Annotated in this window: 18 protein-coding genes; 6 read left to right on the top strand and 12 right to left on the bottom strand. The window is 58.2% G+C overall.

Translation table 11 applies throughout. The features are described 5' to 3' along the window. Positions 1-36: 36 nt before the first annotated feature. Both CGZ77_RS07915 and murB read left to right on the top strand, forming a co-directional pair. On the top strand, positions 37-1,419 hold the full coding sequence (locus tag CGZ77_RS07915) for an MATE family efflux transporter (RefSeq protein WP_009425031.1): 1,383 nt from the start codon (positions 37-39) through the stop codon (positions 1,417-1,419). Then, positions 1,416-2,435: a UDP-N-acetylmuramate dehydrogenase gene (gene murB / locus CGZ77_RS07910; protein WP_009425032.1), complete on the top strand. Its 1,020-nt coding sequence runs from the start codon at positions 1,416-1,418 to the stop codon at positions 2,433-2,435. The genes CGZ77_RS07915 and murB overlap by 4 nt, the downstream gene beginning before the upstream one ends. Before the next feature lie 217 nt (positions 2,436-2,652). On the opposite strand, the gene CGZ77_RS07905 is transcribed toward murB, so the two are convergent. The 3 genes from CGZ77_RS07905 to CGZ77_RS07895 form a co-directional block, all read right to left on the bottom strand. Further along, positions 2,653-4,035, bottom strand: coding sequence for a TolC family protein (locus CGZ77_RS07905; RefSeq protein WP_009425033.1), 1,383 nt, complete (start codon positions 4,033-4,035; stop codon positions 2,653-2,655). A 67-nt stretch (positions 4,036-4,102) separates the two neighbouring features. Beyond that, entirely contained in the window at positions 4,103-6,040 is a 1,938-nt protein-coding gene (locus tag CGZ77_RS07900) for a MacB family efflux pump subunit (protein WP_036495447.1), read from the bottom strand. Positions 6,041-6,113: 73 nt separating this feature from the next. After that, entirely contained in the window at positions 6,114-7,289 is a 1,176-nt protein-coding gene (locus CGZ77_RS07895; RefSeq protein WP_009425035.1) for an efflux RND transporter periplasmic adaptor subunit, read from the bottom strand. 297 nt (positions 7,290-7,586) lie between these two features. On the opposite strand from CGZ77_RS07895, the gene CGZ77_RS07890 reads away from it, so the two are divergent. Both CGZ77_RS07890 and CGZ77_RS07885 read left to right on the top strand, forming a co-directional pair. Further along, entirely contained in the window at positions 7,587-8,006 is a 420-nt protein-coding gene (locus tag CGZ77_RS07890; RefSeq protein ID WP_009425036.1) for a type IV pilin protein, read from the top strand. Positions 8,007-8,079: 73 nt separating this feature from the next. Beyond that, complete coding sequence (locus CGZ77_RS07885; RefSeq protein ID WP_009425037.1) at positions 8,080-8,547, top strand: type IV pilin protein; 468 nt, start codon at positions 8,080-8,082, stop codon at positions 8,545-8,547. A gap of 127 nt (positions 8,548-8,674) precedes the next feature. Here CGZ77_RS07885 and leuB read toward each other — a convergent pair whose 3' ends face one another. The 8 genes from leuB to CGZ77_RS07845 form a co-directional block, all read right to left on the bottom strand. Then, positions 8,675-9,745 carry a 3-isopropylmalate dehydrogenase gene (gene leuB / locus CGZ77_RS07880; protein ID WP_009425038.1) on the bottom strand — a complete coding sequence of 357 codons (1,071 nt, stop codon included), beginning with the start codon at positions 9,743-9,745 and terminating at the stop codon, positions 8,675-8,677. Between the two features lie 51 nt (positions 9,746-9,796). Then, positions 9,797-10,267 (bottom strand): hypothetical protein, encoded by a 471-nt coding sequence (locus tag CGZ77_RS07875; RefSeq protein WP_009425039.1) that lies wholly within the window; start codon positions 10,265-10,267, stop codon positions 9,797-9,799. A 71-nt stretch (positions 10,268-10,338) separates the two neighbouring features. Beyond that, the gene (locus CGZ77_RS07870) at positions 10,339-10,785 is read right to left on the bottom strand and encodes a YhcH/YjgK/YiaL family protein (RefSeq protein WP_009425040.1); all 447 of its coding nucleotides are present in this window, start codon (positions 10,783-10,785) and stop codon (positions 10,339-10,341) included. 256 nt (positions 10,786-11,041) lie between these two features. Then, a complete protein-coding gene (gene leuD / locus CGZ77_RS07865) occupies positions 11,042-11,683 on the bottom strand; it encodes a 3-isopropylmalate dehydratase small subunit (RefSeq protein WP_009425042.1) in 642 nt (213 codons plus the stop codon). A 76-nt stretch (positions 11,684-11,759) separates the two neighbouring features. Next, positions 11,760-11,981, bottom strand: a complete 222-nt coding sequence (locus CGZ77_RS07860) for a hypothetical protein (protein ID WP_009425043.1) — start codon at positions 11,979-11,981, stop codon at positions 11,760-11,762. 125 nt (positions 11,982-12,106) lie between these two features. Beyond that, a complete protein-coding gene (locus tag CGZ77_RS07855; protein ID WP_009425044.1) occupies positions 12,107-12,472 on the bottom strand; it encodes a VOC family protein in 366 nt (121 codons plus the stop codon). Positions 12,473-12,913: 441 nt separating this feature from the next. After that, positions 12,914-14,329, bottom strand: coding sequence for a 3-isopropylmalate dehydratase large subunit (gene leuC, locus CGZ77_RS07850; protein WP_036495458.1), 1,416 nt, complete (start codon positions 14,327-14,329; stop codon positions 12,914-12,916). A gap of 232 nt (positions 14,330-14,561) precedes the next feature. Continuing rightward, complete coding sequence (locus CGZ77_RS07845) at positions 14,562-15,458, bottom strand: BPSS1780 family membrane protein (protein WP_009425048.1); 897 nt, start codon at positions 15,456-15,458, stop codon at positions 14,562-14,564. A gap of 341 nt (positions 15,459-15,799) precedes the next feature. On the opposite strand from CGZ77_RS07845, the gene ppx reads away from it, so the two are divergent. Together ppx and CGZ77_RS07835 are read left to right on the top strand one after the other, a co-directional pair. Continuing rightward, on the top strand, positions 15,800-17,305 hold the full coding sequence (gene ppx, locus CGZ77_RS07840; RefSeq protein WP_009425050.1) for an exopolyphosphatase: 1,506 nt from the start codon (positions 15,800-15,802) through the stop codon (positions 17,303-17,305). 42 nt (positions 17,306-17,347) lie between these two features. Then, complete coding sequence (locus CGZ77_RS07835) at positions 17,348-18,034, top strand: DUF6348 family protein (RefSeq protein ID WP_009425051.1); 687 nt, start codon at positions 17,348-17,350, stop codon at positions 18,032-18,034. A 322-nt stretch (positions 18,035-18,356) separates the two neighbouring features. On the opposite strand, the gene CGZ77_RS07830 is transcribed toward CGZ77_RS07835, so the two are convergent. Next, entirely contained in the window at positions 18,357-20,096 is a 1,740-nt protein-coding gene (locus CGZ77_RS07830; protein ID WP_036495448.1) for a potassium/proton antiporter, read from the bottom strand. Positions 20,097-20,129 lie beyond the last annotated feature (33 nt).

Genomic DNA, 20,129 nt, shown 5'->3' with positions numbered 1-20,129 from the left:
TACACCCCTGATGCCGTCTGAAACTTTGGAATCTTTATGCTGCTCGATGCAAACCGTTACTCCCCCGCCGTTTTCTTTAAGGAAGCCAAAGCGCTGGCCGTGCTGGCCTGGCCGATGATGCTGGCGCAGATTGCGGCGGTGGGGCTGGGCTTCGTCGATACGGTGATGGCGGGCGGCGCGGGCAAGGAAGACCTGGCGGCGGTGGCGCTGGGCAGCTCGGCCTTTGCCACGGTGTTCATCACCTGGATGGGCGTGATGGCGGCGCTCAATCCGATTGTGTCGCAGCTCAACGGCGCAGGAAAATATGCCGAAGTCGGCGAAACGGGGCGGCAGGGTTTGTGGTTCGGCCTGTTTCTCGGAATGGCGGGCATGGTGCTGCTGCTGGCGGCGGTTCCGCCCTTTCTGGCCTATCTCGACCTGCCGCCGCGGGTGGAGAAAATGCTGGCGCAGTATATGTGGTTCACTGCGCCTGCGATGCCGGCGATGATGCTGCACCGCGCCCTGCACGCCTACACGTCGAGCCTGAATAAAACGCAGGCGCTGATGTGGATCAGTTGGGCGGCTCTGGCGCTGAATGTTCCGCTCAACTATATGTTTGTTTACGGGAAATTCGGCATGCCCGAATTGGGCGGCGCGGGCTGCGGGCTGGCGACGATGCTGGTTTGCTGGTTTCAGGCGGCGGCTTTGTGGCTTTATGTGAAAAAAGCGGATTATTTCCGCCGCTTCGGCATGGCGGGCGGCTTTTCCAAGCCCGATTGGGCAGCGCAGAAACAGTTTTGGCAGCTGGGCTGGCCGTCGGGGCTGTCGTATTTTCTCGAAGCCAGCCTGTTTACCTTCATCATGTTCCTGATTGCCAAATTCGGCGAAGACTATGTGGCCGCGCAGCAGGTCGTGATCAGCCTGACGGGGATTATCTACATGATTCCGCAGGCTTTGGGCGCGGCGGTTACCGTGCGCGTCGGCTTTGCGCTGGGCAGGCGGCAGCGGCGGCGGGCGCGTTATATTTCCGGCGTCGGCATCGTGCTCGGACTGGGCTTGGCGCTGTGCACGATGAGCCTGCTGATGCTGCTGCGCGCACCGCTGGCGTCGATGTACACCGACGATGCCGCCGTGCTGTCGTTGGCCGCTTCCGTGCTGCTGTTTGCCGCGCTGTTCCAGCTTTTTGATTTCACCCAGTGCATTTCTTCCTACGCCCTGCGCGGCTACAAAATCACCAAAGCGCCGATGCTGGTACACGGCATTGCCTTTTGGGGCTTCGGCCTGCTGCCCGGCTGGCTGCTGGCCAATCTTGCCGGCATGAAGATTTACGGCTTCTGGACGGCGCTGATCGTATCGCTGGCCGCCGCCGCCGTGCTGCTTGTGTGGCTCTTGGAAAAACACAGCAAAAACCTGTCGAACGATAAAGGCCTGTTGCTATGAAAATACTCGAAAACGTCGATTTGCGCCCCTTCAACACCTTCGGCCTGAACGCACGGGCGCGTTTTTTTGTCGAGCTGGACGATGCCGCCGCCCTGCCCGACGTGTGCGCCCTGCCCTGCTTTAACCGCGCCAAGGTGCTGTGGCTGGGTGGCGGCAGCAACATCCTGCTGCGCGGCGACTATCCCGGCCTGGTGGTGAAAATGGCGGCAAAAGGCATCCGCGAAACCGCCCGTTCCGACGGCACCGTGCTTGTCGAAGCGCAGGCGGGCGAAATCTGGCACGACTTCGTGCGGCACACTGTCGCCCTCGGCCTGAACGGGCTGGAAAACCTCAGCCTGATACCCGGCACGGTCGGCGCCGCGCCCGTGCAGAACATCGGCGCCTACGGCGTCGAAGTGAAAGACCTGATCCGCTCGGTGCGCTGTTTCGATCTCGACACCGGCCGCTTCGTCACGCTGGACAATGCGCAATGCCGCTTCGCCTACCGCGACAGCCTGTTCAAGCAGGAAGGTCTCGGCCGCTACGTCATTACCGCCGTCACCTTCGCCCTGTCCGAACGCTTCGAGGCGAAAACGGGCTACGGCGACCTGGCCGCCGTGTTGGCGGAAATCTGCGGCGGCCGCAGCCCTTGCGCCGCCGACATTTCACAAGCCGTCTGCCGCATCCGCCGCGCCAAGCTGCCCGACCCGCAGGTGCAGGGCAATGTCGGCAGCTTCTTCAAAAACCCCGTCGTTGCGGCAGAACAAGCCGACCGTCTTGCCGCCGCCTTCCCCGATATGCCGCGCTACCCGCAGGGCGACGGCTCGGTAAAGCTTGCGGCAGGCTGGCTTATCGACCAATGCGGTCTGAAAGGCCGCACCGTCGGCGGTGCGGCGGTGCACGGCAAACAGGCGCTGGTTTTGGTGAACACCGGCCGCGCCACCGCAGCCGACGTTGCCGCCCTCGCCGACGAAGTGCGCGGGCAGGTTCGGGCACGTTTCGGCGTCGAACTGGAAGCCGAGCCGGGCTGGGTTTGATATTCAGACGGCCTGAACCCGTTTCACTATATAGTGAGCCAAAATAAAAAATCTACGGCGTTGCTGCGCCTTGCCGTACTACCTGTACTGTCTTCGGCTTGCTGCCTTGTATCTTTTTTATTTTGACTCACTATACAAGCGCCCTGCCCTGCGGCAAAAAGGCCGTCTGAAACCTGTTTTCAGACGGCCTTTGGTGTTTTCTCCGTTTTCAGACGGCCTATTTGGGCGTGTAGCGTCCGGCCATGGCTTTATAGACCATGTTTTCGTATTTCAGGGTTTCGTAACGCTGGTTCAGCACGTTTTGCGCCGTGCCGTATTCGCTGTTGAGTGCAGTGAGCCAGTCTTTGAGCTCGTTTTTGCCGTGTTGGTAGCGCACTTGGTAGTAGCGGCTGTTTTTGCGGTCGAGTGTGTAACGCTGCTCTTGGTTGGCAAGCTGGGCTTGGGCGTTTTGGTAGGCCAGATAATTGGTGTTGACTTCGTTGAGTGCGGTGGTGAGGGCTTTTTCAAACGACAGACGGGCGTTGTCGAAATTGGCCTGTGCGGTTTTGTCGTTCCATTTCAAGGTGTTCCAGTTGAGAAACGGCAGGTTGACCGCCACCGTGCCGCCCAGCATGGGGACGTTGAACGCGCTTTTGGCTTGGTTTGACGATGTGCTCAAAGTCGCGCCCAGTGTGATGCTCGGATACCAGCTTCGTTTTTGCGCGGTGAGCGATTGCAGGGAAGACTGCACTCGGTATTCGGCGGCGCGCAAATCGGGGCGGTTGGCCAATACGGTGATGGGCACGTTCAAATCCACGCCTTTGACGCCCGGAAGGCGGTAGGCGGCGGGATCGGCGGCGATGGTTTCGTTTGGTTTCAAATTCAGCAGGTTGCGCAGAGTTTGGATTTGCGCCTCGCGGCTGTTTTTCAGCGAAATCAGGCTGTTTTGCGCGGAAAGCAGCGATTGGCGCGCCTGCGTCGGCTCGCTGGAATCGGCGCGGCCGAGGCGGAATTTGGCATCGGTAATGCGGGCGATTTCCTGATATTGCTTGACGGATTTTTCGGCCAGCGTCATGGCTTCGTTGAGGTAGGCGATGTTGAAATAAGCGTCGGCTACATTGTTCACCAGCGTGAGCCGCGTGTTGGCCATATCCTGCTGCGTGGCCTGATATTCCCACACTTGCGCGTCGGCGGTGGCACTGAGTTTGCGCCACAAATCCAGCTCGTAGCTCAAACCGAGCTGGCTGCCGTAGGTGCTGCCGCGATCGCCGGTTTTGAGGTTTTTCGAGGTGGAGGCGTTGAGTGCGCCGCTGAATTTGGGCACTAAGTCCGCGCCGAGAATATTGGCCTGATACAGGGCTTTGTTGACGCTGATGGCGGCCTGTTTCAGGTCGATATTATTGGCCAGAGCCTGCTCGGTCAGCGCGTTAAGCTGCGGGCTTTGGTAGATTTCCCACCAGTTCCCGTTTACGTCGTAACGCTCAGCGGCTTCGGCAGCAGACATCACTTTGCCCGTGGATTCAAGCGTGAGTGCCTGCTCGGTGCTGTGCACGGCGCAGCCGCTCAATACAGCGGCAAGGATGAGGACGGAGGTCGTCTGAAAGAGGGGTTTGGTTTGCATAATGTGATTCCGTTTAAGTTTCAGACGGCCTTTTGATATTCAAACCCAAAAGGCCGTCTGAAAAAGTTTAATCCTGCGCCAGCGCGTCGATCGGGTTGAGTTTGGAGGCGCGGTTGGCGGGCATAAAGCCGAAGGCCACGCCGATGGCGGTGGAGCAGACCACTGCGCCGACGATCGAGAGGGTAGAGAAGGTCATCGGGAAGTCGGTTACAAACTGGTTGAACAACACACCAATAGCCAGCGAAATGCCCACGCCGATGAGGCCGCCGATGAGGCAGATGAGCACGGCTTCAATCAGAAACTGCTGCAAGATGTTGCTGCGCCTTGCGCCGATGGCCATGCGCACGCCGATTTCTTTGGTGCGCTCGGTTACGGACACGAGCATGATGTTCATCACGCCGATACCGCCGACCACCAGCGAAATCACGGCGATGCTGGAAATCAAAAGCTTCATCGTGCCGGTGGTTTTTTCCACCATCTGCTTGATGCTGTCGCTGTTGTTCATGAAGAAGTCTTCCGTGCCGTGCCGCGCTTTCAAAAGCTCGGTCAGGCTTTTTTCGGCCACTTGGCTGCTCACGTCGTCTTTGATTTTCACGGTAATCGAGCTGGCGTAGGTTTCGCCGGTAATCTGGTGCATCACGGTGGTGTAGGGCGACCACACCATCAGCGAGTCGGAGCTGCCGAAGTTGTTTTCTTCTTTTTGCAGCACGCCGATCACAGTGAGCGGGCGTTTTTTGAACAGGATGGTTTTGCCCAGCGGGTCAACGCCGTCGCCGAAGAGTTTGGTTTTAACGTTGTCGTCCACCACAGCCACTTGCGCGTCCTGTTTGATGTCGTCTTCGTCAAACAGCCGACCCGAGGCGAGTTTGAGGCCGCGCACGTCGAAATACTGGTCGCCCACGCCGTAGAGCATGGCGGTGAGGTCGGTGTTGCGGTAGGTGAGTGTGCCGCTCGATGAGGTTTGCGGGGTTACGGAGGCCACGTAGCCTTGTTTGGCGATGGCCTGCGCGTCGGCAATCGTGAGCGTTTTGATTCGGCTGCTGCGCCGGTCGCCGAAGCCGCGCCCGGGGAAAATGCTCACGGTGTTGGTGCCCATCGAGTTGATGTCTTGAAGGATTTTCTGCTGCGAGCCGTTGCCCAAGGCCACTACGGACACCACCGAGGCGATGCCGATGATGATGCCGAGCATGGTGAGCAGTGAGCGCATTTTGTGCGCGGTAATCGCCTGCACCGACATTTTGAAGGCTTCCATAAACTGATCGTAATAAAACGACCACGAGGCGTTTTCTTTCACGCGCTCGACGCTGCTGGGCGGGATGTCGGGGTTTTTCACGGTGTCGGAAATGATTTCGCCGTCGCGGATTTCGATCACGCGGTTGGCGTTGGCGGCGATGCCGGGGTCGTGCGTTACCATAATCACGGTATGCCCGTCTTGGTGCAGCTTGTGGATGATTTCCATCACGTTTTTGCCGCTGGCGGTGTCGAGCGCGCCGGTGGGTTCGTCGGCGAAGATGATTTCGCCGCCGTTCATCAGGGCGCGGGCGATGGACACGCGCTGCTGCTGGCCGCCGGAGAGTTCGTTGGGTTTGTTGTTTTCTTTGCTTTGCAAACCCAAATCGTGCAGCAGTTTTTCGGCGCGTTCGGAACGCTCTTTGTGCGCCGCGCCCATATACACGGCGGGCAGGGCGACGTTGTCGCGGGCGGTCAGCGAGCCCAAGAGGTTGTAACGCTGGAAGATAAAGCCGAAGCGTTCGCGCCGCAGCCCCGCCAGTTCGTCGGGATTCATTTTCGAGGTTTCGATGCCGTCGATCTGATACGAACCCGATGTGGCGGTGTCGAGGCAGCCCAAGATGTTCATCAGCGTGGACTTGCCCGAGCCGGACTGGCCGATGATGGCGACGAAATCGCCTTTTTCGATGGAAAGGCTCACGTTTTTCAAAACATGAACGCGGTTTTCGCCGCTGCCGAAGTAGCGGTTGATGTTTTTACATTCGATCAAGCTCATGGTGTTTCCTGATAAAGCATGGTTTGAGAGATTCAAGGCCGTCTGAAAGGCTTTCAGACGGCCTTTTCACGCTTTATCGCGGCGGGCCCATCATGGCGCGTTCGCTGTTTTGCGCCTGCTCGGCCGCGCTGATTTCGGAAAGAATCACCTGCTCGCCCTCGCTCACGCCGCTTTTGATTTCGGTGCGCGTGCCGTCTTTGAGGCCGACGCTCACTTCTTTCTGCACGGCGTTGCCGTCTTTGCCCAACACGCGCACATAAGATTTGCCGCCCTGTTTTTTCACGGCCATCGTCGGCACAGTCAGCACATTTTTCACGCCGCTGATTTCGATGGTGTTTTGTGTGGTCATGCCGATGGAGAGTTTGCCGTCTTCATTGGGCACAAGTGCGCGGGCGTAGTAGTAAATCGCGCTGGAAGTGGTGTCGGTGCTGGTGGTGTAGCTGCCCAGCGACATGGTGGTCAGGCCGGGATCAACGCTTTCGAGCTTGGCTTTAATCGGGTTGTCCGGCTCGGACAAAATGGTAAACGAAATGTCCTGCCCCGCTTTGACTTTGGTGATGTCGCCCTCGGCAATCTGCATTTTGTTGAGCATGGTTTGCAGATTGGCAAGCTGGATGATGGTGGGGGTGGACTGCACCGCGTTCACTGTTTGGCCTTCTTCCACCGGCACGGCGACGACTGTGCCGTCCATCGGCGCGGTAATGCGCGTGTAGCCCAAATCCGATTCGGCGGTGTTGATGGAGATTTTGGTTTGATTAATCGAGGCTTTGAGTTCGGCCACCGTTGCTTTGGCGGCGGCTAAGGTATCTTGCGCGCTTTCGAGGTTTTCTTTGGACGTGGCCTCTTCTTTCCACAGCGCGGCTTCGCGTTTGTATTTTTTCTCGGCGGTGTTCAAGGCAATCTGCGCCGAAACCAGCTTGGCCTGATAGGTTTCCAGCTTGGATTTTTCCGTGTTCAGCGCGTTCACCTGCGTGGTCGAATTGATTTCCGCCACCAAGTCGCCTTTTTTAATCTGCTGCCCCAGCGTTACGTACAGCTTTTTAATCTGCCCCGAAGCCTGCGCGCCCACAGACACCAGATTCGACGGAGAAATCTCGCCCGTGGCCGACACGGTTTGGCTGATGTCGCCGCGCGTTACCGGCTCGGTGAGGTAGTTCACTTCGTTTTTGGGTTGGAAATACGACCAGGCCGCAAAGGCAGCGGCTGCGGCGGCAATCAGGGCGGCGCCCCACTTCAAGGCTTTTTTCATCGGCTGATTCTCTTTCGGAAATCGGGGAACAATGCGTCTTCAACGCACAAACGGCGGCGAGTTTACTGTAAAGCCCCATGGGCGCCAAGCGGGGGGAGACGGCAGAACGGAATTCAGATATTTGATTGGAAAACGGTTTTTTGCTTTGCCGTTTACATGAAAAAGAACGATTTTACACAAGCCTGCGGCAAATCAGCCGTGACAACCGCATAAGGCGGAAAAATCCGCTATAATCCGACCGTCTTTCCACAATAATCCGCCGCCCGTCAGGCGGCACACATTACAGAACGGAATACCATGAAACATCACAACCAACGCGGCTTTACCCTGATCGAGCTGATGATTGCCATTGCCATCATCGCCATTCTTGCCGCCATCGCCTATCCGTCCTACGACAACTTTATCCGCAAAACCCGTTTGGAAAACGCGCGCGGCGATCTGCTCAACAATGCCCAGCGCTTGGAGCGTTTCTACGCGCGCAACCGCACGTTCAACAAATTCAATGATTTGAAAAACGACAACAAATATTTCGAGATCACCTACGTCTACAATGACGACAATCAAAACATGACCGATCCCGATGTCGGCCATTACCTGCTTACCGCCACGCCCAAAGCCAACAATGCCAACGAAAAGCGCTATATGCAGCTTAACGACGACGGCATTGTCACCGTCTGCACCGGGGCGGGTGCCGACAAAGACTGCGAAATGTACTGATTCCTATCTTTACAAAATCCCCAGTTTGCCGAATACTGCCGCTTCATCTGCATTCCCAACCAGGAGTCCGACCATGAAGCGGCATTTTTCCTTTTCCGGCTTTACCCTTATAGAAGTCATGGTTGCTGCAGCCATATTGGCCGTATTGGCTGCCATCGCCTACCCTTCCTACCAACGCCACGTCAAAAATGCCCGCATGAAACAGGCTTCCGCCGTTTTATTCGACAACGCCCGCGCGCTCGAACAGTTTTATGCGCGCAACCGCTCGTTTAAAGCCGATTCCACCACCTGGACAGACATCCCCTTCACCCGCAACGGACATTTCTGCTTCAAAATGCAGGGCGACGCCCGCGGTGCGCTGACCGACAGCTTCACCGTCAAAGCCGTGGCCTTGGACAAAGACAACGAGCCGCGTGTCCTGCGTATCAACCAAGACCATATCCTCACCATCTGCGAGAGCAGCAATTCGTCCTGTTCCGATACTTCGCCCTATTTCTCCAATGCCAACGGCACGGATAAGGATTGCACGGTTTACGAATAGGCCGTCTGAACCCGAAAAACAGCGGCCGGACAAAGAATGTCCGGCCGCTGTTTTATTCCGGCTGCAAGGGATAAGCAAGAGGCCGTCTGAAAAGCGTTCAGACGGCATCCCGGCTTTTCAGACGGCTTTATAACGCTGCCAATACCGCGTCACCCATTTGCGAGCAGGAAACCAGTTTGCAGCCTTCTTCAAAAATATCGGCGGTACGGATGCCCTGCTGCAAAACTTTTTGCACGGCGTTTTCCACTTGGCGGGCGCGCTTTTCGTCGTTCAGGCTGTAGCGCAGCAGCATCGCCAGCGACAGGATGGTGGCCAGCGGGTTGGCTTTGTTTTGACCGGCGATATCGGGCGCGGAGCCGTGCGAGGGCTCGTACAGACCTTTGCCGCTTTCGTTGAGCGAAGCCGAGGGCAGCATGCCGATGGAGCCGGTAAGCATCGAGGCTTGGTCGCTCAAAATGTCGCCGAAAATATTGCCGGTGGCGATCACGTCAAACTGCTTGGGCGCGCGCACCAGCTGCATGGCGGCGTTGTCCACGTACATGTGGGTGAGCGTTACGTCGGGATAGTCTTTGGCGACGTCGTTGAAGATTTCCTTCCACAATTCGGTGGTTTCCAGCACATTGGCTTTATCTACCGAGCAGAGTTTCTTTCCGCGTTTTTGCGCGGCTTCAAAGGCAATCTTGGCGATGCGGCGGATTTCGCCCTCGCTGTAGCGCATGGTGTTGTAGCCTTCGCGCTCGCCGTTTTCCAGCGCGCGGATGCCGCGCGGTTCGCCGAAATAAATATCGCCGGTCAGCTCGCGCACAATCAGGATGTCCAAACCGGCCACCACTTCGGGCTTGAGCGTGGAGGCGTTGGCCAGCTCTTTATACAGCACGGCGGGGCGCAGGTTGGCAAACAGGTTCAAATCCTTACGGATGGCCAACAGGCCGCGCTCGGGGCGCAGGGGGCGATCGAGATTGTCGTACTGCGGCCCGCCGACCGCGCCGAGCAGCACGGCATCGGCGGCGCGGCACAGCTTTTGGGTGAACTCGGGATAGGGATGGCCGTATTCGTCGTAGGCCGCGCCGCCGAGCGGGGCGTAGGCGTAGGCGGCGTCGAGGCCGCCTGCAATCAGTTTGTCGAGCACGCGCACGGTTTGGGCGGTGATTTCGGGGCCGATGCCGTCGCCGGGCAGAATGGCGATTTGGTAAGTCATAAGGGGTTTCCTAGGTGGGTAAATATTGATGCAGATTGGCTTTGAAGCATTTCAAGCAATAAATAATTTGTCTTTATCGGTAGGGCGGCAAGGGGGTAACTCATCAATCCTGCCATGCGCTACTCTGCAGATATGTGCATATTTGGAAGACTCACTGATGGTGTTTGATAGGTTTTCTTTCATATCGTCAACCAGATGCCATTCTATAACGCAACTGGCATTTTCAGCATAGAGTACGGCTTTGTGAAAAGGTAAAAGATTCATTAAATCTTCTAATGCTTCAATGATATTGGTGTTAATCCATGGATAGTAGCTGTGTTTGTAATCCAAAGTGAAGCTTACTTTCGTGCCTCCGTAAAAATTAGCCATCGAAGGCGGGACAACATGTAAGACATCAGGCTGGAGGCAGTCATTTTGAAAAGCATCCACAATCTGACAAACTTGTTTGTATTGGTCAATATCAGGTTGGGGATTTCTATATGTGGCTTCCGTAGACAGGCAATCAATCACGCCGATAATCATAAGTTTCTCATTTTAAATTAAATGTTTATATATTTAGTGTGAGTCGGGCATGTTTGTCGGGACATTTAAACTTACAGTCGGATTTTGAACACGGCTTTGCGGATGGCGGCTTCGCTGCCGACCAGCGGCGCATGGCCGTCGGCGGGGAAAAACAGGGCGAACTCGCCAACACGGATGTCGAGCCAGGTTTCGCAGGGGCAGTCGAAAAATTCGATGTCGCGCGCTTCGTCGTAGCCTGTGCCGTTTTTCAGACGGCCTCTGTCCGCCCAGCCGTAGGTTTCCGTGCCGCTGAGCGGCACTTGGATGTCAATGTGGCGCAGGTGCGCTTCGGGTTGGGCCGCTTCGCGCGTGCGCATGGGTTCGCTGCCGATAAACAGGCGGATGTTGGGATTGCCGGTGTCGTGTTGCCCGTCGGGCAGCGCGGCGAAATCCGTGTTTTGCAGCAGGCGGACGGCGTCGGGAAAATCGGGATGCAGCGCGGCGTAACGGGCGGCGTTGGCGATGGTGTCGGTAATCATGTGTTGTGCCGGTGGGTTTCAGACGGCCTGTTTGGTTACGGTTTCGGTTTTTTTTCGCCCAAAACAAATCGCCGTGGCGGTTTTGGCGGATGGCGGCGATGGCAAACAGCAGCCGCTCTTAGCGGTGGCGGGATTGTCTGACGAGGGTTTCGTGGTGTTGGCACATGGTGGGGGCGGGAAGGTCGGGATGGTTTTTCAGACGGCCTCAGGCAGGCAAAGGCCGTCTGAGGCGGGTTTCAGACGGCCTTTTGCGTGTTCAGCCGTTAAACAGCCAGGGCTGGCTTTGGCGGCGCTTCGCTTCAAAATGTTTGATTTCGTCGGCGTGTTGCAGCGTGAGGCCGATTTCGTCGAGGCCGTTGAGCAGGCAGTGTTTGCGGTGTTCGGTGATGTCGAAAGGGAAAGATTCGCCCGACGGGGTGGTAACAGTTTGTTTTTCCAAGTCGATGTCGAGGCGGTAGCCTTCGTTGGCTTCGGTTTCGCGAAATAATTGTTCGACGCTTTCTTCACTCAACACGATGGGCAGCAGGCCGTTTTTGTAGCAGTTGTTGAAGAAAATGTCGGCAAAGCTGGGAGCGATAACGGCGCGGAAACCGTAGTCGTCTAGCGCCCAAGGGGCGTGTTCGCGCGAAGAGCCGCAGCCGAAGTTTTTGCGCGTGAGCAAAACCTGCGCGCCTTGGTAGCGTGGTTGGTTGAGCGAAAAATCGGGGTTGAGCGGGCGTTTGCTGTTGTCCATGCCCGGCTCGCCGTGATCGAGATAACGCCATTCGTCAAAGGCATTGGGACCGAAGCCGCTGCGTTTGATGGATTTGAGGAATTGTTTGGGGATGATGGCGTCGGTGTCGACGTTGGCGCGGTCGAGCGGGGCGACGAGTGCGGTGAGGGTGGTAAACGATTTCATGGTGTTCCTGCGGTCTGTTCGGTTTTTTTGGTTTTCAGGCAGCCTGAAAGCGTTTCAGGCTGCCCGGGTACGCCGTTTATTCGGTGGCGTTTTCGATTTTCTCGCCGACGTGGCTCATGCCGCGGCCGACGGCGTTGCCGCCTTTGCGGACGGCTTCTTTGGTTTTGTCCCAGCCTCTTTCCAGGCCGTTTTCGGTTTTTTCAACGTTGTTGCTGGTGTCTTTCTTCATGCCGTGCCAGGTGCTGGAGCAGGCGGCCAAGCCGAAGGATACGAGTGCCAGTGCGAATACTTTTTTCATATTGCTTTCCTTATATGGGGTTGGTCAAACAGACACACGGCCGAAACCATGTGCCGCCGATTATATCGGCAAACGCGGCCGGCGCAAACCGCGGGGCGGGACGGCGGGCGGCGTTTACACGGCGCTTATTTCTGCGAATGCAGGCCGATGCGGTTGCCTTCGCTGTCTGCCACAAAGGCGGCGAAACCGTTGGCGATGGGGAATTTTTCCTGCGGCAGTTTGCCGCCGTGCGCGAGGGCGGTTTGCGCCGCCGCTTCGCAGTCTTCGCAGCTGAAAAACAGCGTGCAGCCGCCGTATGCGGCGGGATTGGCGCCTGCATCCTGCCAGATCATGCCGCTGACGCCGTAACGCTGCCAGTCTGCGCCAAAGAGGTAGAAACGGCCTCCGGCGATTTCCTGCAAAGGCAAGCCGAACACGCCTTCGTAAAACGCTTTCGCCCACGCCATATCCTGCGCGTGGATGCCGAACCAGCCAACGGGGTTGCCGGACATATTTTTTCCTTTCTTAAATTTGATTAACGGTTTGCTAACCCGGTTTTTGGGGTTTTCAGGCCGCCTTGAGGCCGTCTGAAACCTTGTTCCCTCTCCCGCTCGCAGGGGAGGGTTAGGAAAGGGCGCTTTCGGCGTGGGAAACGGTTGCGCGGCAGGCAAGCGGTTTTTGCGAACTGCCCGTTTCCCCGTTTGGCACTATGTTTGCCGCTTTTAGGCTGCCTTAGAGGCCGTCTGAAAGCAGTGGATAGCCTTGCGGAAAAGCACGGCGGCGCAACCGAAACCGGATTCCCGCCTGCGCGGGAATGACGCAAATCAAAGGCCGGCAAGGGTTTTCAGACGGCCTGTTGCTTTTTCAGGCTGCCTTAAGGCCGTCTGAAACCTTGTCCCTTCTCCCGCTTGCGGGGGAGGGTTAGGGAGGTGCGCTTGCGGCGTGGGGAAGGTTTAGCCCATCTGCCGCACATCGACAAAATGTCCGCTCACCGCTGCCGCCGCCGCCATTGCAGGGCTGACGAGATGGGTGCGCCCGCCGTTGCCTTGGCGGCCTTCGAAGTTGCGGTTGGAGGTGGACGCGCAGCGCTGTCCGGGGGTAAGGCGGTCGGCGTTCATCGCCAAGCACATCGAGCAGCCGGGTTCGCGCCATTCAAAACCGGCATCGGTAAAGATTTTGTCCAAGCCTTCGGCTTCGGCCTGGCGTTTGACCAAGCCCGAGCCGGGGACAATCAGCACGCGCGAGACGTTATCCGCTTTTTTGCGGCCTTTGGCCACGGCGGCGGCTTCGCGCAAGTCTTCGATGCGGCTGTTGGTGCACGAACCGATGAACACGATGTCCACAGGGATTTCGGCCAGCGGCGTGCCCGCTTCCAAGCCCATGTATTCGAGCGCGCGCTCCATGCCGCTGCGTTTGACGGGGTCGGCTTCGTCGGCGGGGTTGGGCACTTTGCCGCTGATGTCGAGCACCATTTCGGGCGAAGTGCCCCAAGTTACCTGCGGCTCGATGTCTTCGGCGCGGAAGGTGTAGGTTTTGTCGAACACCGCGCCCTCGTCGGATACCAGCGTGCGCCAGTATTCGACTGCTTTGTCCCACGCTTCGCCTTTGGGCGCAAAAGGTTTGCCGTGTACATAGTCGATGGTGGTTTGGTCGACTGCCACCATGCCCGAGCGCGCGCCCGCTTCGATGGCCATATTGCACAGGGTCATGCGGCCTTCCATCGACAGGCTGCGGATGGCTTCGCCGCCAAACTCGATGGCGTAACCCGTGCCGCCGGCGGTGCCGATTTGGCCGATGATGTAAAGGGCGATGTCTTTGGCGGTAACGTTGGCTTTCAGACGGCCTTCAACCTTAATCAGCATGGATTTGGACTTTTTGGCAGTAATGCACTGGGTGGCCATGGTGTGTTCCACTTCGGAAGTGCCGATGCCGTGCGCCAATGCGCCGAATGCGCCGTGGGTGCTGGTGTGCGAATCGCCGCATACTACGGTCATACCCGGCAGCGTCGCGCCTTGTTCGGGGCCCATTACATGCACGATGCCCTGGCCTTTGTCCATAAACGGGAAATAAGCAAGCGCGCCGAATTCTTTGATGTTTTTGTCCAAAGTGTCCACTTGCAGCTTGGAAATCGGGTCTTGGATGCCTTTGTCCCAATCGCCGGTGGGGGTGTTGTGGTCGGCGGTGGAAACCACGCTGTCGATGCGCCACAGCTTGCGGCCGGCCATTTTCAAGCCTTCAAAGGCTTGCGGGCTGGTAACTTCGTGCACCAGATGGCGGTCGATGTAGAGCAGCACGGTGCCGTCTTCTTCTTCGCGTACGACGTGGCTGTTCCAGAGTTTGTCGTAAAGGGTTTGTGCTTGGGTGTTCATGGTTTTTTTCTTGTGTTCATAGGGAAAAACGGCGGCTATGGTAGCGGCGAACAGAGCATGGCGCAAGCAAAATGTCTAAAAATTTTCAAAATGGAGAGCCTGATTCGGATTTTTATTTTATTTTTAGACAAATTGTCTTATCAAGCCGTCTGAAACAGGCTTTCAGACGGCCTGCCGCCGCCGCAAAAAACATGCCGTCTGAAAAACAGAACGGCATGTTCGGATGGTGTGTTTAACGTTTCAGCGGCGGGTCTGTCCAAATGCTGCGGTAGGCGGTGTAGTAACCGATCTGCATCATGCAGGCAAAAACAAGCCACAGCGGAATCATCAGCAGCGTCATCAGGCCGACCACGAAATAGGCCGGTTCGGCGCTGTTGGAAAGCAAGCCGAAGGGCAGGCCGACCAAGACAACAGCCAAAGCCGCAGCCAAGGCCATACCCGACCACACCAGCGCGTTGACGATAAACGCGCCGATATTGTGCAGGCAGGCTTTGAAGCTCATTTTCATCGACTCGAACGGCCGCACGTCGTGCAGCACAATCAGCGCGGGCGCAAACCAAACCATCATCACCAGCGGGATATACAGCATCATAATAATCAGCATAAACAGGATAACCAGAAGCGCGTCACCCGCATCGCCCGAGCCGGAATTGATGGCGGCGGCAAACTCGCCGGGGTTGAAACCGCCGACAAATATGGCAAACAGAATGCCGACCACAATCAGGCCGACGATGATAAAGGCGATATAAAGCAGCGTCAGCACCGCCAGTTCGCCGAATTTGTATTTGAAACCGGAAAACAGATAATCAAACTGCAATTCGCCGCCCTCTTCCAGCGCATCGCATGAAAGCATCAGGCCGCCGGTGAAGAAAAACGGAATCAGCGCGCCGATCAGGCCGCCGATAAAGGGAACAAGCTGCACCAGCATGCTGATCAGTCCCATCACAAACATCATGCCCAGCCACATCCACGGGCGCAGCCTGAATATCCGCCACGCCTGACTGATCCAGGCAGCGCCCTCGCCCCACGCCACTTTGCGCGGTTCGGCCAAAAGCAGCGGCGGCTGCTTGGCGGGTGGCGGGGAAAACGGCGTTTCGGGCGTCTGGGAAGAAGGTTCGTAGGGATTCATAAATACTCCTGTTAAAAATTGCTCGGACAAAACGGTTGATACAGTTAATAAAGCTGACATATTTTAACCAAAGCCGCCGCCGCAGGCGATTTTTTTCTGCCTGCCTGTTTTTTAGAAACAACACACCTGCATACTCGAAGGCAGACGGCTTTTGAACGCTTGTGCAAGAGAAAGGCCGTCTGAAAAACCACGATTCCGTTTTTTCAGACGGCCGCAAAACAAATCAAAACCGCAATTTCAGACGGCTTCTTGTTCCGCCACAGCCCGAGGCCGTCTGAAATTGCGGTTTTCAGACGGCCTGACTACAATGCCGCCTTTCCGTTTTTCCGCCCCCTCCCCGCATGAACAGCCCCAACGCCCCGCAAATGCTCGCTTCCGTCGATCTCGGTTCCAACAGCTTCCGCCTGCAAATCTGCCAAAACGACAACGGCCAGCTCCAAGTCGTCGACTCCATTAAAGAAATGGTGCGCTTTGCCGCAGGTTTGGACGAACAGAAAAACCTCGACGAAGCCTCGCAGCAGCGCGCCCTCGCCTGCCTCGCCAAATTCGGCGAACGCTTGCGCGGTTTCGCCCCCGAGCAAGTCCGCGCCGTTGCCACCAACACCTTCCGCGTCGCCAAAAACATCGCCGCCTTTATCCCGCAGGCCGAAGCCGCGCTGGGCTTTCCCATCGAAGTCATCGCCGGGCGCGAAGAAGCCCGCCTCATCTACACCGGCGTCATCCACACCCTGCCGCCCAACGGCGACCGCATGCTCGTCGTCGACATCGGCGGCGGCTCGACGGAATTCGTCATCGGCTCGGAAGCCCAGCCCGCCTGCGCCGAAAGTCTGCCCCTGGGCTGCGTTACCTACACCATGCGTTTTTTCAAAAACAAAACCGGCGAAAAAGACTTTCAGACGGCCGTCACCGCCGCCCGCGCCGAAATCCAGCGCATCGCGCAAAAATACAAGCGCACCGGCTGGGACTTCGCCGTCGGCACCTCCGGCTCGGCCAAATCCATCCGCGACGTTCTCGCCGCCGAAACCGGCAACACCGAAGAAACCATCACCTACGCCGGCATGAAAAAACTCGCGCAGCGTATCGCCGAAGCCGGCAGCGTCAAAAAAGCCAGACTCGAAGGACTCAAAGCCGAGCGCGTCGAAGTCTTCGCCGGCGGCCTGGCCGTGATGATTGCCGTATTCGAAGAACTCGGCGTCGAAACCATGAACGTCACCGACGCCGCCCTGCGCGACGGCGTTTTCTACGACCTCATCGGCCGCAGCCTCAACGAAGACATGCGCGAACAAACCGTTGTCCGCTTCCAGGAACGCTACCACGTCTCCCGCAGCCAGGCCGGACGCGTCGCCCGCACCGCCGACCACCTGCTCGAAAGCCTCGCGCAAAACGTCTCCGTGCAGGAGCTCAAACACTGGCGGCAATACCTGCGCTGGGCGGCCGCACTGCACGAAATCGGCACCGACATCGCCCACACCGCCTACCACAAACACACCGCCTACATCCTCGCCCAAGCCGACATGCCCGGCTTCTCGCGCAAAGAACAAAACATCCTCGCCGCCCTCGCCCTCGGCCAGCGCGGCGACGTGCGCAAAGTCGCCGACCAAATCCAAGGCGGCAACATCATGTGGTACGCCCTCTTCGCCCTGCGCCTGTCCGTCCTCTTCAACCGCGCCCGCCTCCCCTTCGAACTGCCCCGCCACACCCGCCTGAGCAGCCCCGAAAACAACACCATCGTCCTGCGCATCGCCCAACAATGGCTGGACGAAAACCCCCTCACCGCCGGCGCCCTGAACGACGAAAGCGAGCAATGGGCGAAAACCCAAATCCGTTTCGAAGTACAGGCCGTCTGAAAAAGGCCGTCTGAAACACCCCGCAAACCGACGAAAACCGCCATGACCGACCAAATCCCCGACACACAAGACAGCGACGACTACACCCTCAACCAAATCCTCCACGCCGCCCTTACCGCCCACGGCCACCAAGTGCGCGAAGAAGACGGCAAACTCATCCCCGATTTCGCCGTTCCCGCCTCCTTCGACACCCTCGCCTACGTCAGCCAACGCCACGACAACGCCGTCGTCACCCGCCTCGACGTCGAAACCGCCCTGCCCGACGGCCGCCTGCTCTACGAAGCCTACGGCGATGTCGGCGCCACCGTCGAAGAAGCCCTCAGCGGCAACTGGGAAAACTTCCAGGAAAGCGCCCTGCACACCATCCTCGACGCCTTCAACCGCCGCCGCAGCAAAGCGCAAAGCCTGACGCTCAACGGCATCTTCTTCGACGCCTACACCGGCAACACCGTCACCAAATACGCGGGCGACAAACCCGATCTGCCCGCCGACGCCCTGCAAAACGCCATCCGCGAAGCCCTGCGCCGCGCCCGCCCCGACAAACGCATCCACTTCGTCCGCTTCTATTACAGCCAGAGCGCGGGACAGACCGACTGCGTCGAATTTCTCATCGACAACGAAAACCAAGCCTTCGCCGAAACCGCCCTCGCCCGCCTCGACTGGCCGCACCGCGAACACTTCTACAGCCTGCGCCAATTCATCATACTGATGCCGCAAGAGGCCGTCTGAAAGCGTTGAGGCCGTCTGAAAGTCTTGTAGGTCGGATACTTGTATCCGACACTTTTCAGCCCTCATCCGCCGCGCACCACAAAAGGCCGTCTGAAAACCCGAAACCGCGTGCGTTGCTGCGCAACACACCCTACCTGTTGTTAAACCAAAAGGCCGCCTGAAAGCGGGAGGCCGTCTGAAAAAACGGTTGTAGGGTGTGTCGCTCTGCGACGCACGCGGTTTGTGATCAGGCGGTTTGGGAAAACCGCGTGCTACCTGCCGCTGAAAAGAAGGCCGTCTGAAAGCTTTGCTTTCAGACGGCCTCTTTGCTTTATCTGCGCGTCTAAGCCGCGTGCGCCGCCGCGCCTTCCTGCGGCATTTTCAAACCGAGCAGGCGGATGCGGGCTTTGTTGTCGAGTTCCTTCACCGTGATTTCAAAGCCGTTCAGATTGATGCGGTCGCCCGCCACGGGCATGTCGCCGAAACGTTCGCGGAACAGATCGTCCAAGCGCAGGCCGCGTTCGTGTTCGCCGACGGGCAGGCCGTACACTTCGGCCAAATCGCCCACCACGGCTTCGGGGTTGAGGTTGAACGCGCCGAAAAAGCTCTGTTCTTCGCCTGCGGCGGCGGCAAACTGTTTGGCAAAATCGTCGCCCAGTTTTTCGTCGAGGATAAACCACACCACGTCGCCCGCCTGCATCTGCGTGCTGGGCAGCACGGCAACGGTTTGGTCGCCGCGCAGCAGGGCGAAGATTTGGCCGTCTGAAAAGCGGTCGCGCGTCATGGCCGAAGGGTGGCTGTTTTCCGCGTCCGATCCCGCTTCCACTTTAAACGACTGCAAAGACACCGCCAGTTTGTCGGCCAGCCAGATTTCCCGCTGCGCCAGCGGCTCGGGCTTGGGCGGCAGCACGACTTTGAGCAGGCGGGCGAAAAAGGGGATGGTCGTGCCCTGTATCAGCAGCGACAGAATCACCACGGCAAAAGCCACGTCGAACAGTTTCAGCGCATCGGGCACGCCGGCCATCAGCGGCGTGATGGCCAGCGTCACCGGCACGGCGCCGCGCAGCCCCACCCAGCTGATATAGGCCACTTCGCGCGGGTTGTAGCGGAAGAATTTCAGCGACGTCCACACGGCAAGCGGCCGTGCCACCAGAATCAGGAAGGCGGCGATCACCAGCGCATTCGTCCAGTTTTCCAACAGCCGTGCCGGGCTGACCAGCAGCCCGAGTACCAGAAACATCGACGCCTGCGCCAGCCAGGCCAGGCCGTCCATCACATTCAAAACGTGCTCGGTGGAGCTGTTGCGCGAGTTGCCGATGAACACGCCCGCCAGATACACGGCGAGAAAGCCGCTACCGCCCAAAAGGTTGGTGGTGGCAAACACCAAAAGGCCGCCCGAGGCGATGAGTATCGCGTACAGCCCTTCGGCCAGGCTGATGCGCTCCAAAATCCGCGCCAGCACCTTGCCCGCCAGATAGCCGAAGAGCAGCCCCAGTCCGAGTTGTTTGGCCAACAGGGTGAGCATTTGCGCCGCCCCCGTTTCGGCCGGGTTCATAATCAGCCCGATCAGCGCACTCACCAGCAGAATCGCCATCGGGTCGTTGCAGCCGCTCTCGAGTTCCAGCGTCGCCAGAATACGCGAATTGAGGCGCACGCCGCTGCTGCGCATCAGGGAAAACACCGCCGCCGCGTCGGTCGAGCCGACGATGGCCGCCATCAGCAGCCCCATTTTCCAGTCGGTACCGAGGAAAAACGTGGCAAATGCGCCCAAAAGACCCACCGTCGCCACCACGCCCCAGCTGGCGAGCACCGCCGCCGGTTTCAGCGCCAGGCGGAAGCTGTCGAAGCGCGTACGCAGGCCGCCGTCGAGCAGAATCACCGCCAGCGCCATCTGCCCGATCATATTCGCGCCGGCGAAGCTGTCGAAACCGATGCCGCCCGGCCCTTCGTCGCCCGCCAGCATGCCGACGCCGAGAAACACCAAAAGCAGCGGCATACCGAAACGGGTCGATACGCGCGAAGCGACAACGCTGATAAACAGCAGCAGGGCAATAATCAGAAACAGGGTATTGACGGCGTCCACGGAGGCGGGCTTTCTCGATAGGAAAACAGAAGG

Source organism: Neisseria sp. KEM232, assembly GCF_002237445.1.
Classification (GTDB): domain Bacteria; phylum Pseudomonadota; class Gammaproteobacteria; order Burkholderiales; family Neisseriaceae; genus Neisseria.
This window is presented reverse-complemented; position numbering and strand designations above follow the sequence as displayed.

Coding starts and splice junctions, on each gene's coding strand:
- CGZ77_RS07915 (WP_009425031.1), top strand. CDS start 37: ATGCTGCTCGATGCAAACCGTTACTCCCCCGCCGTTTTCTTTAAGGAA.
- murB (WP_009425032.1), top strand. CDS start 1,416: ATGAAAATACTCGAAAACGTCGATTTGCGCCCCTTCAACACCTTCGGC.
- CGZ77_RS07905 (WP_009425033.1), bottom strand. CDS start 4,035: ATGCAAACCAAACCCCTCTTTCAGACGACCTCCGTCCTCATCCTTGCC.
- CGZ77_RS07900 (WP_036495447.1), bottom strand. CDS start 6,040: ATGAGCTTGATCGAATGTAAAAACATCAACCGCTACTTCGGCAGCGGC.
- CGZ77_RS07895 (WP_009425035.1), bottom strand. CDS start 7,289: ATGAAAAAAGCCTTGAAGTGGGGCGCCGCCCTGATTGCCGCCGCAGCC.
- CGZ77_RS07890 (WP_009425036.1), top strand. CDS start 7,587: ATGAAACATCACAACCAACGCGGCTTTACCCTGATCGAGCTGATGATT.
- CGZ77_RS07885 (WP_009425037.1), top strand. CDS start 8,080: ATGAAGCGGCATTTTTCCTTTTCCGGCTTTACCCTTATAGAAGTCATG.
- leuB (WP_009425038.1), bottom strand. CDS start 9,745: ATGACTTACCAAATCGCCATTCTGCCCGGCGACGGCATCGGCCCCGAA.
- CGZ77_RS07875 (WP_009425039.1), bottom strand. CDS start 10,267: ATGATTATCGGCGTGATTGATTGCCTGTCTACGGAAGCCACATATAGA.
- CGZ77_RS07870 (WP_009425040.1), bottom strand. CDS start 10,785: ATGATTACCGACACCATCGCCAACGCCGCCCGTTACGCCGCGCTGCAT.
- leuD (WP_009425042.1), bottom strand. CDS start 11,683: ATGAAATCGTTTACCACCCTCACCGCACTCGTCGCCCCGCTCGACCGC.
- CGZ77_RS07860 (WP_009425043.1), bottom strand. CDS start 11,981: ATGAAAAAAGTATTCGCACTGGCACTCGTATCCTTCGGCTTGGCCGCC.
- CGZ77_RS07855 (WP_009425044.1), bottom strand. CDS start 12,472: ATGTCCGGCAACCCCGTTGGCTGGTTCGGCATCCACGCGCAGGATATG.
- leuC (WP_036495458.1), bottom strand. CDS start 14,329: ATGAACACCCAAGCACAAACCCTTTACGACAAACTCTGGAACAGCCAC.
- CGZ77_RS07845 (WP_009425048.1), bottom strand. CDS start 15,458: ATGAATCCCTACGAACCTTCTTCCCAGACGCCCGAAACGCCGTTTTCC.
- ppx (WP_009425050.1), top strand. CDS start 15,800: ATGAACAGCCCCAACGCCCCGCAAATGCTCGCTTCCGTCGATCTCGGT.
- CGZ77_RS07835 (WP_009425051.1), top strand. CDS start 17,348: ATGACCGACCAAATCCCCGACACACAAGACAGCGACGACTACACCCTC.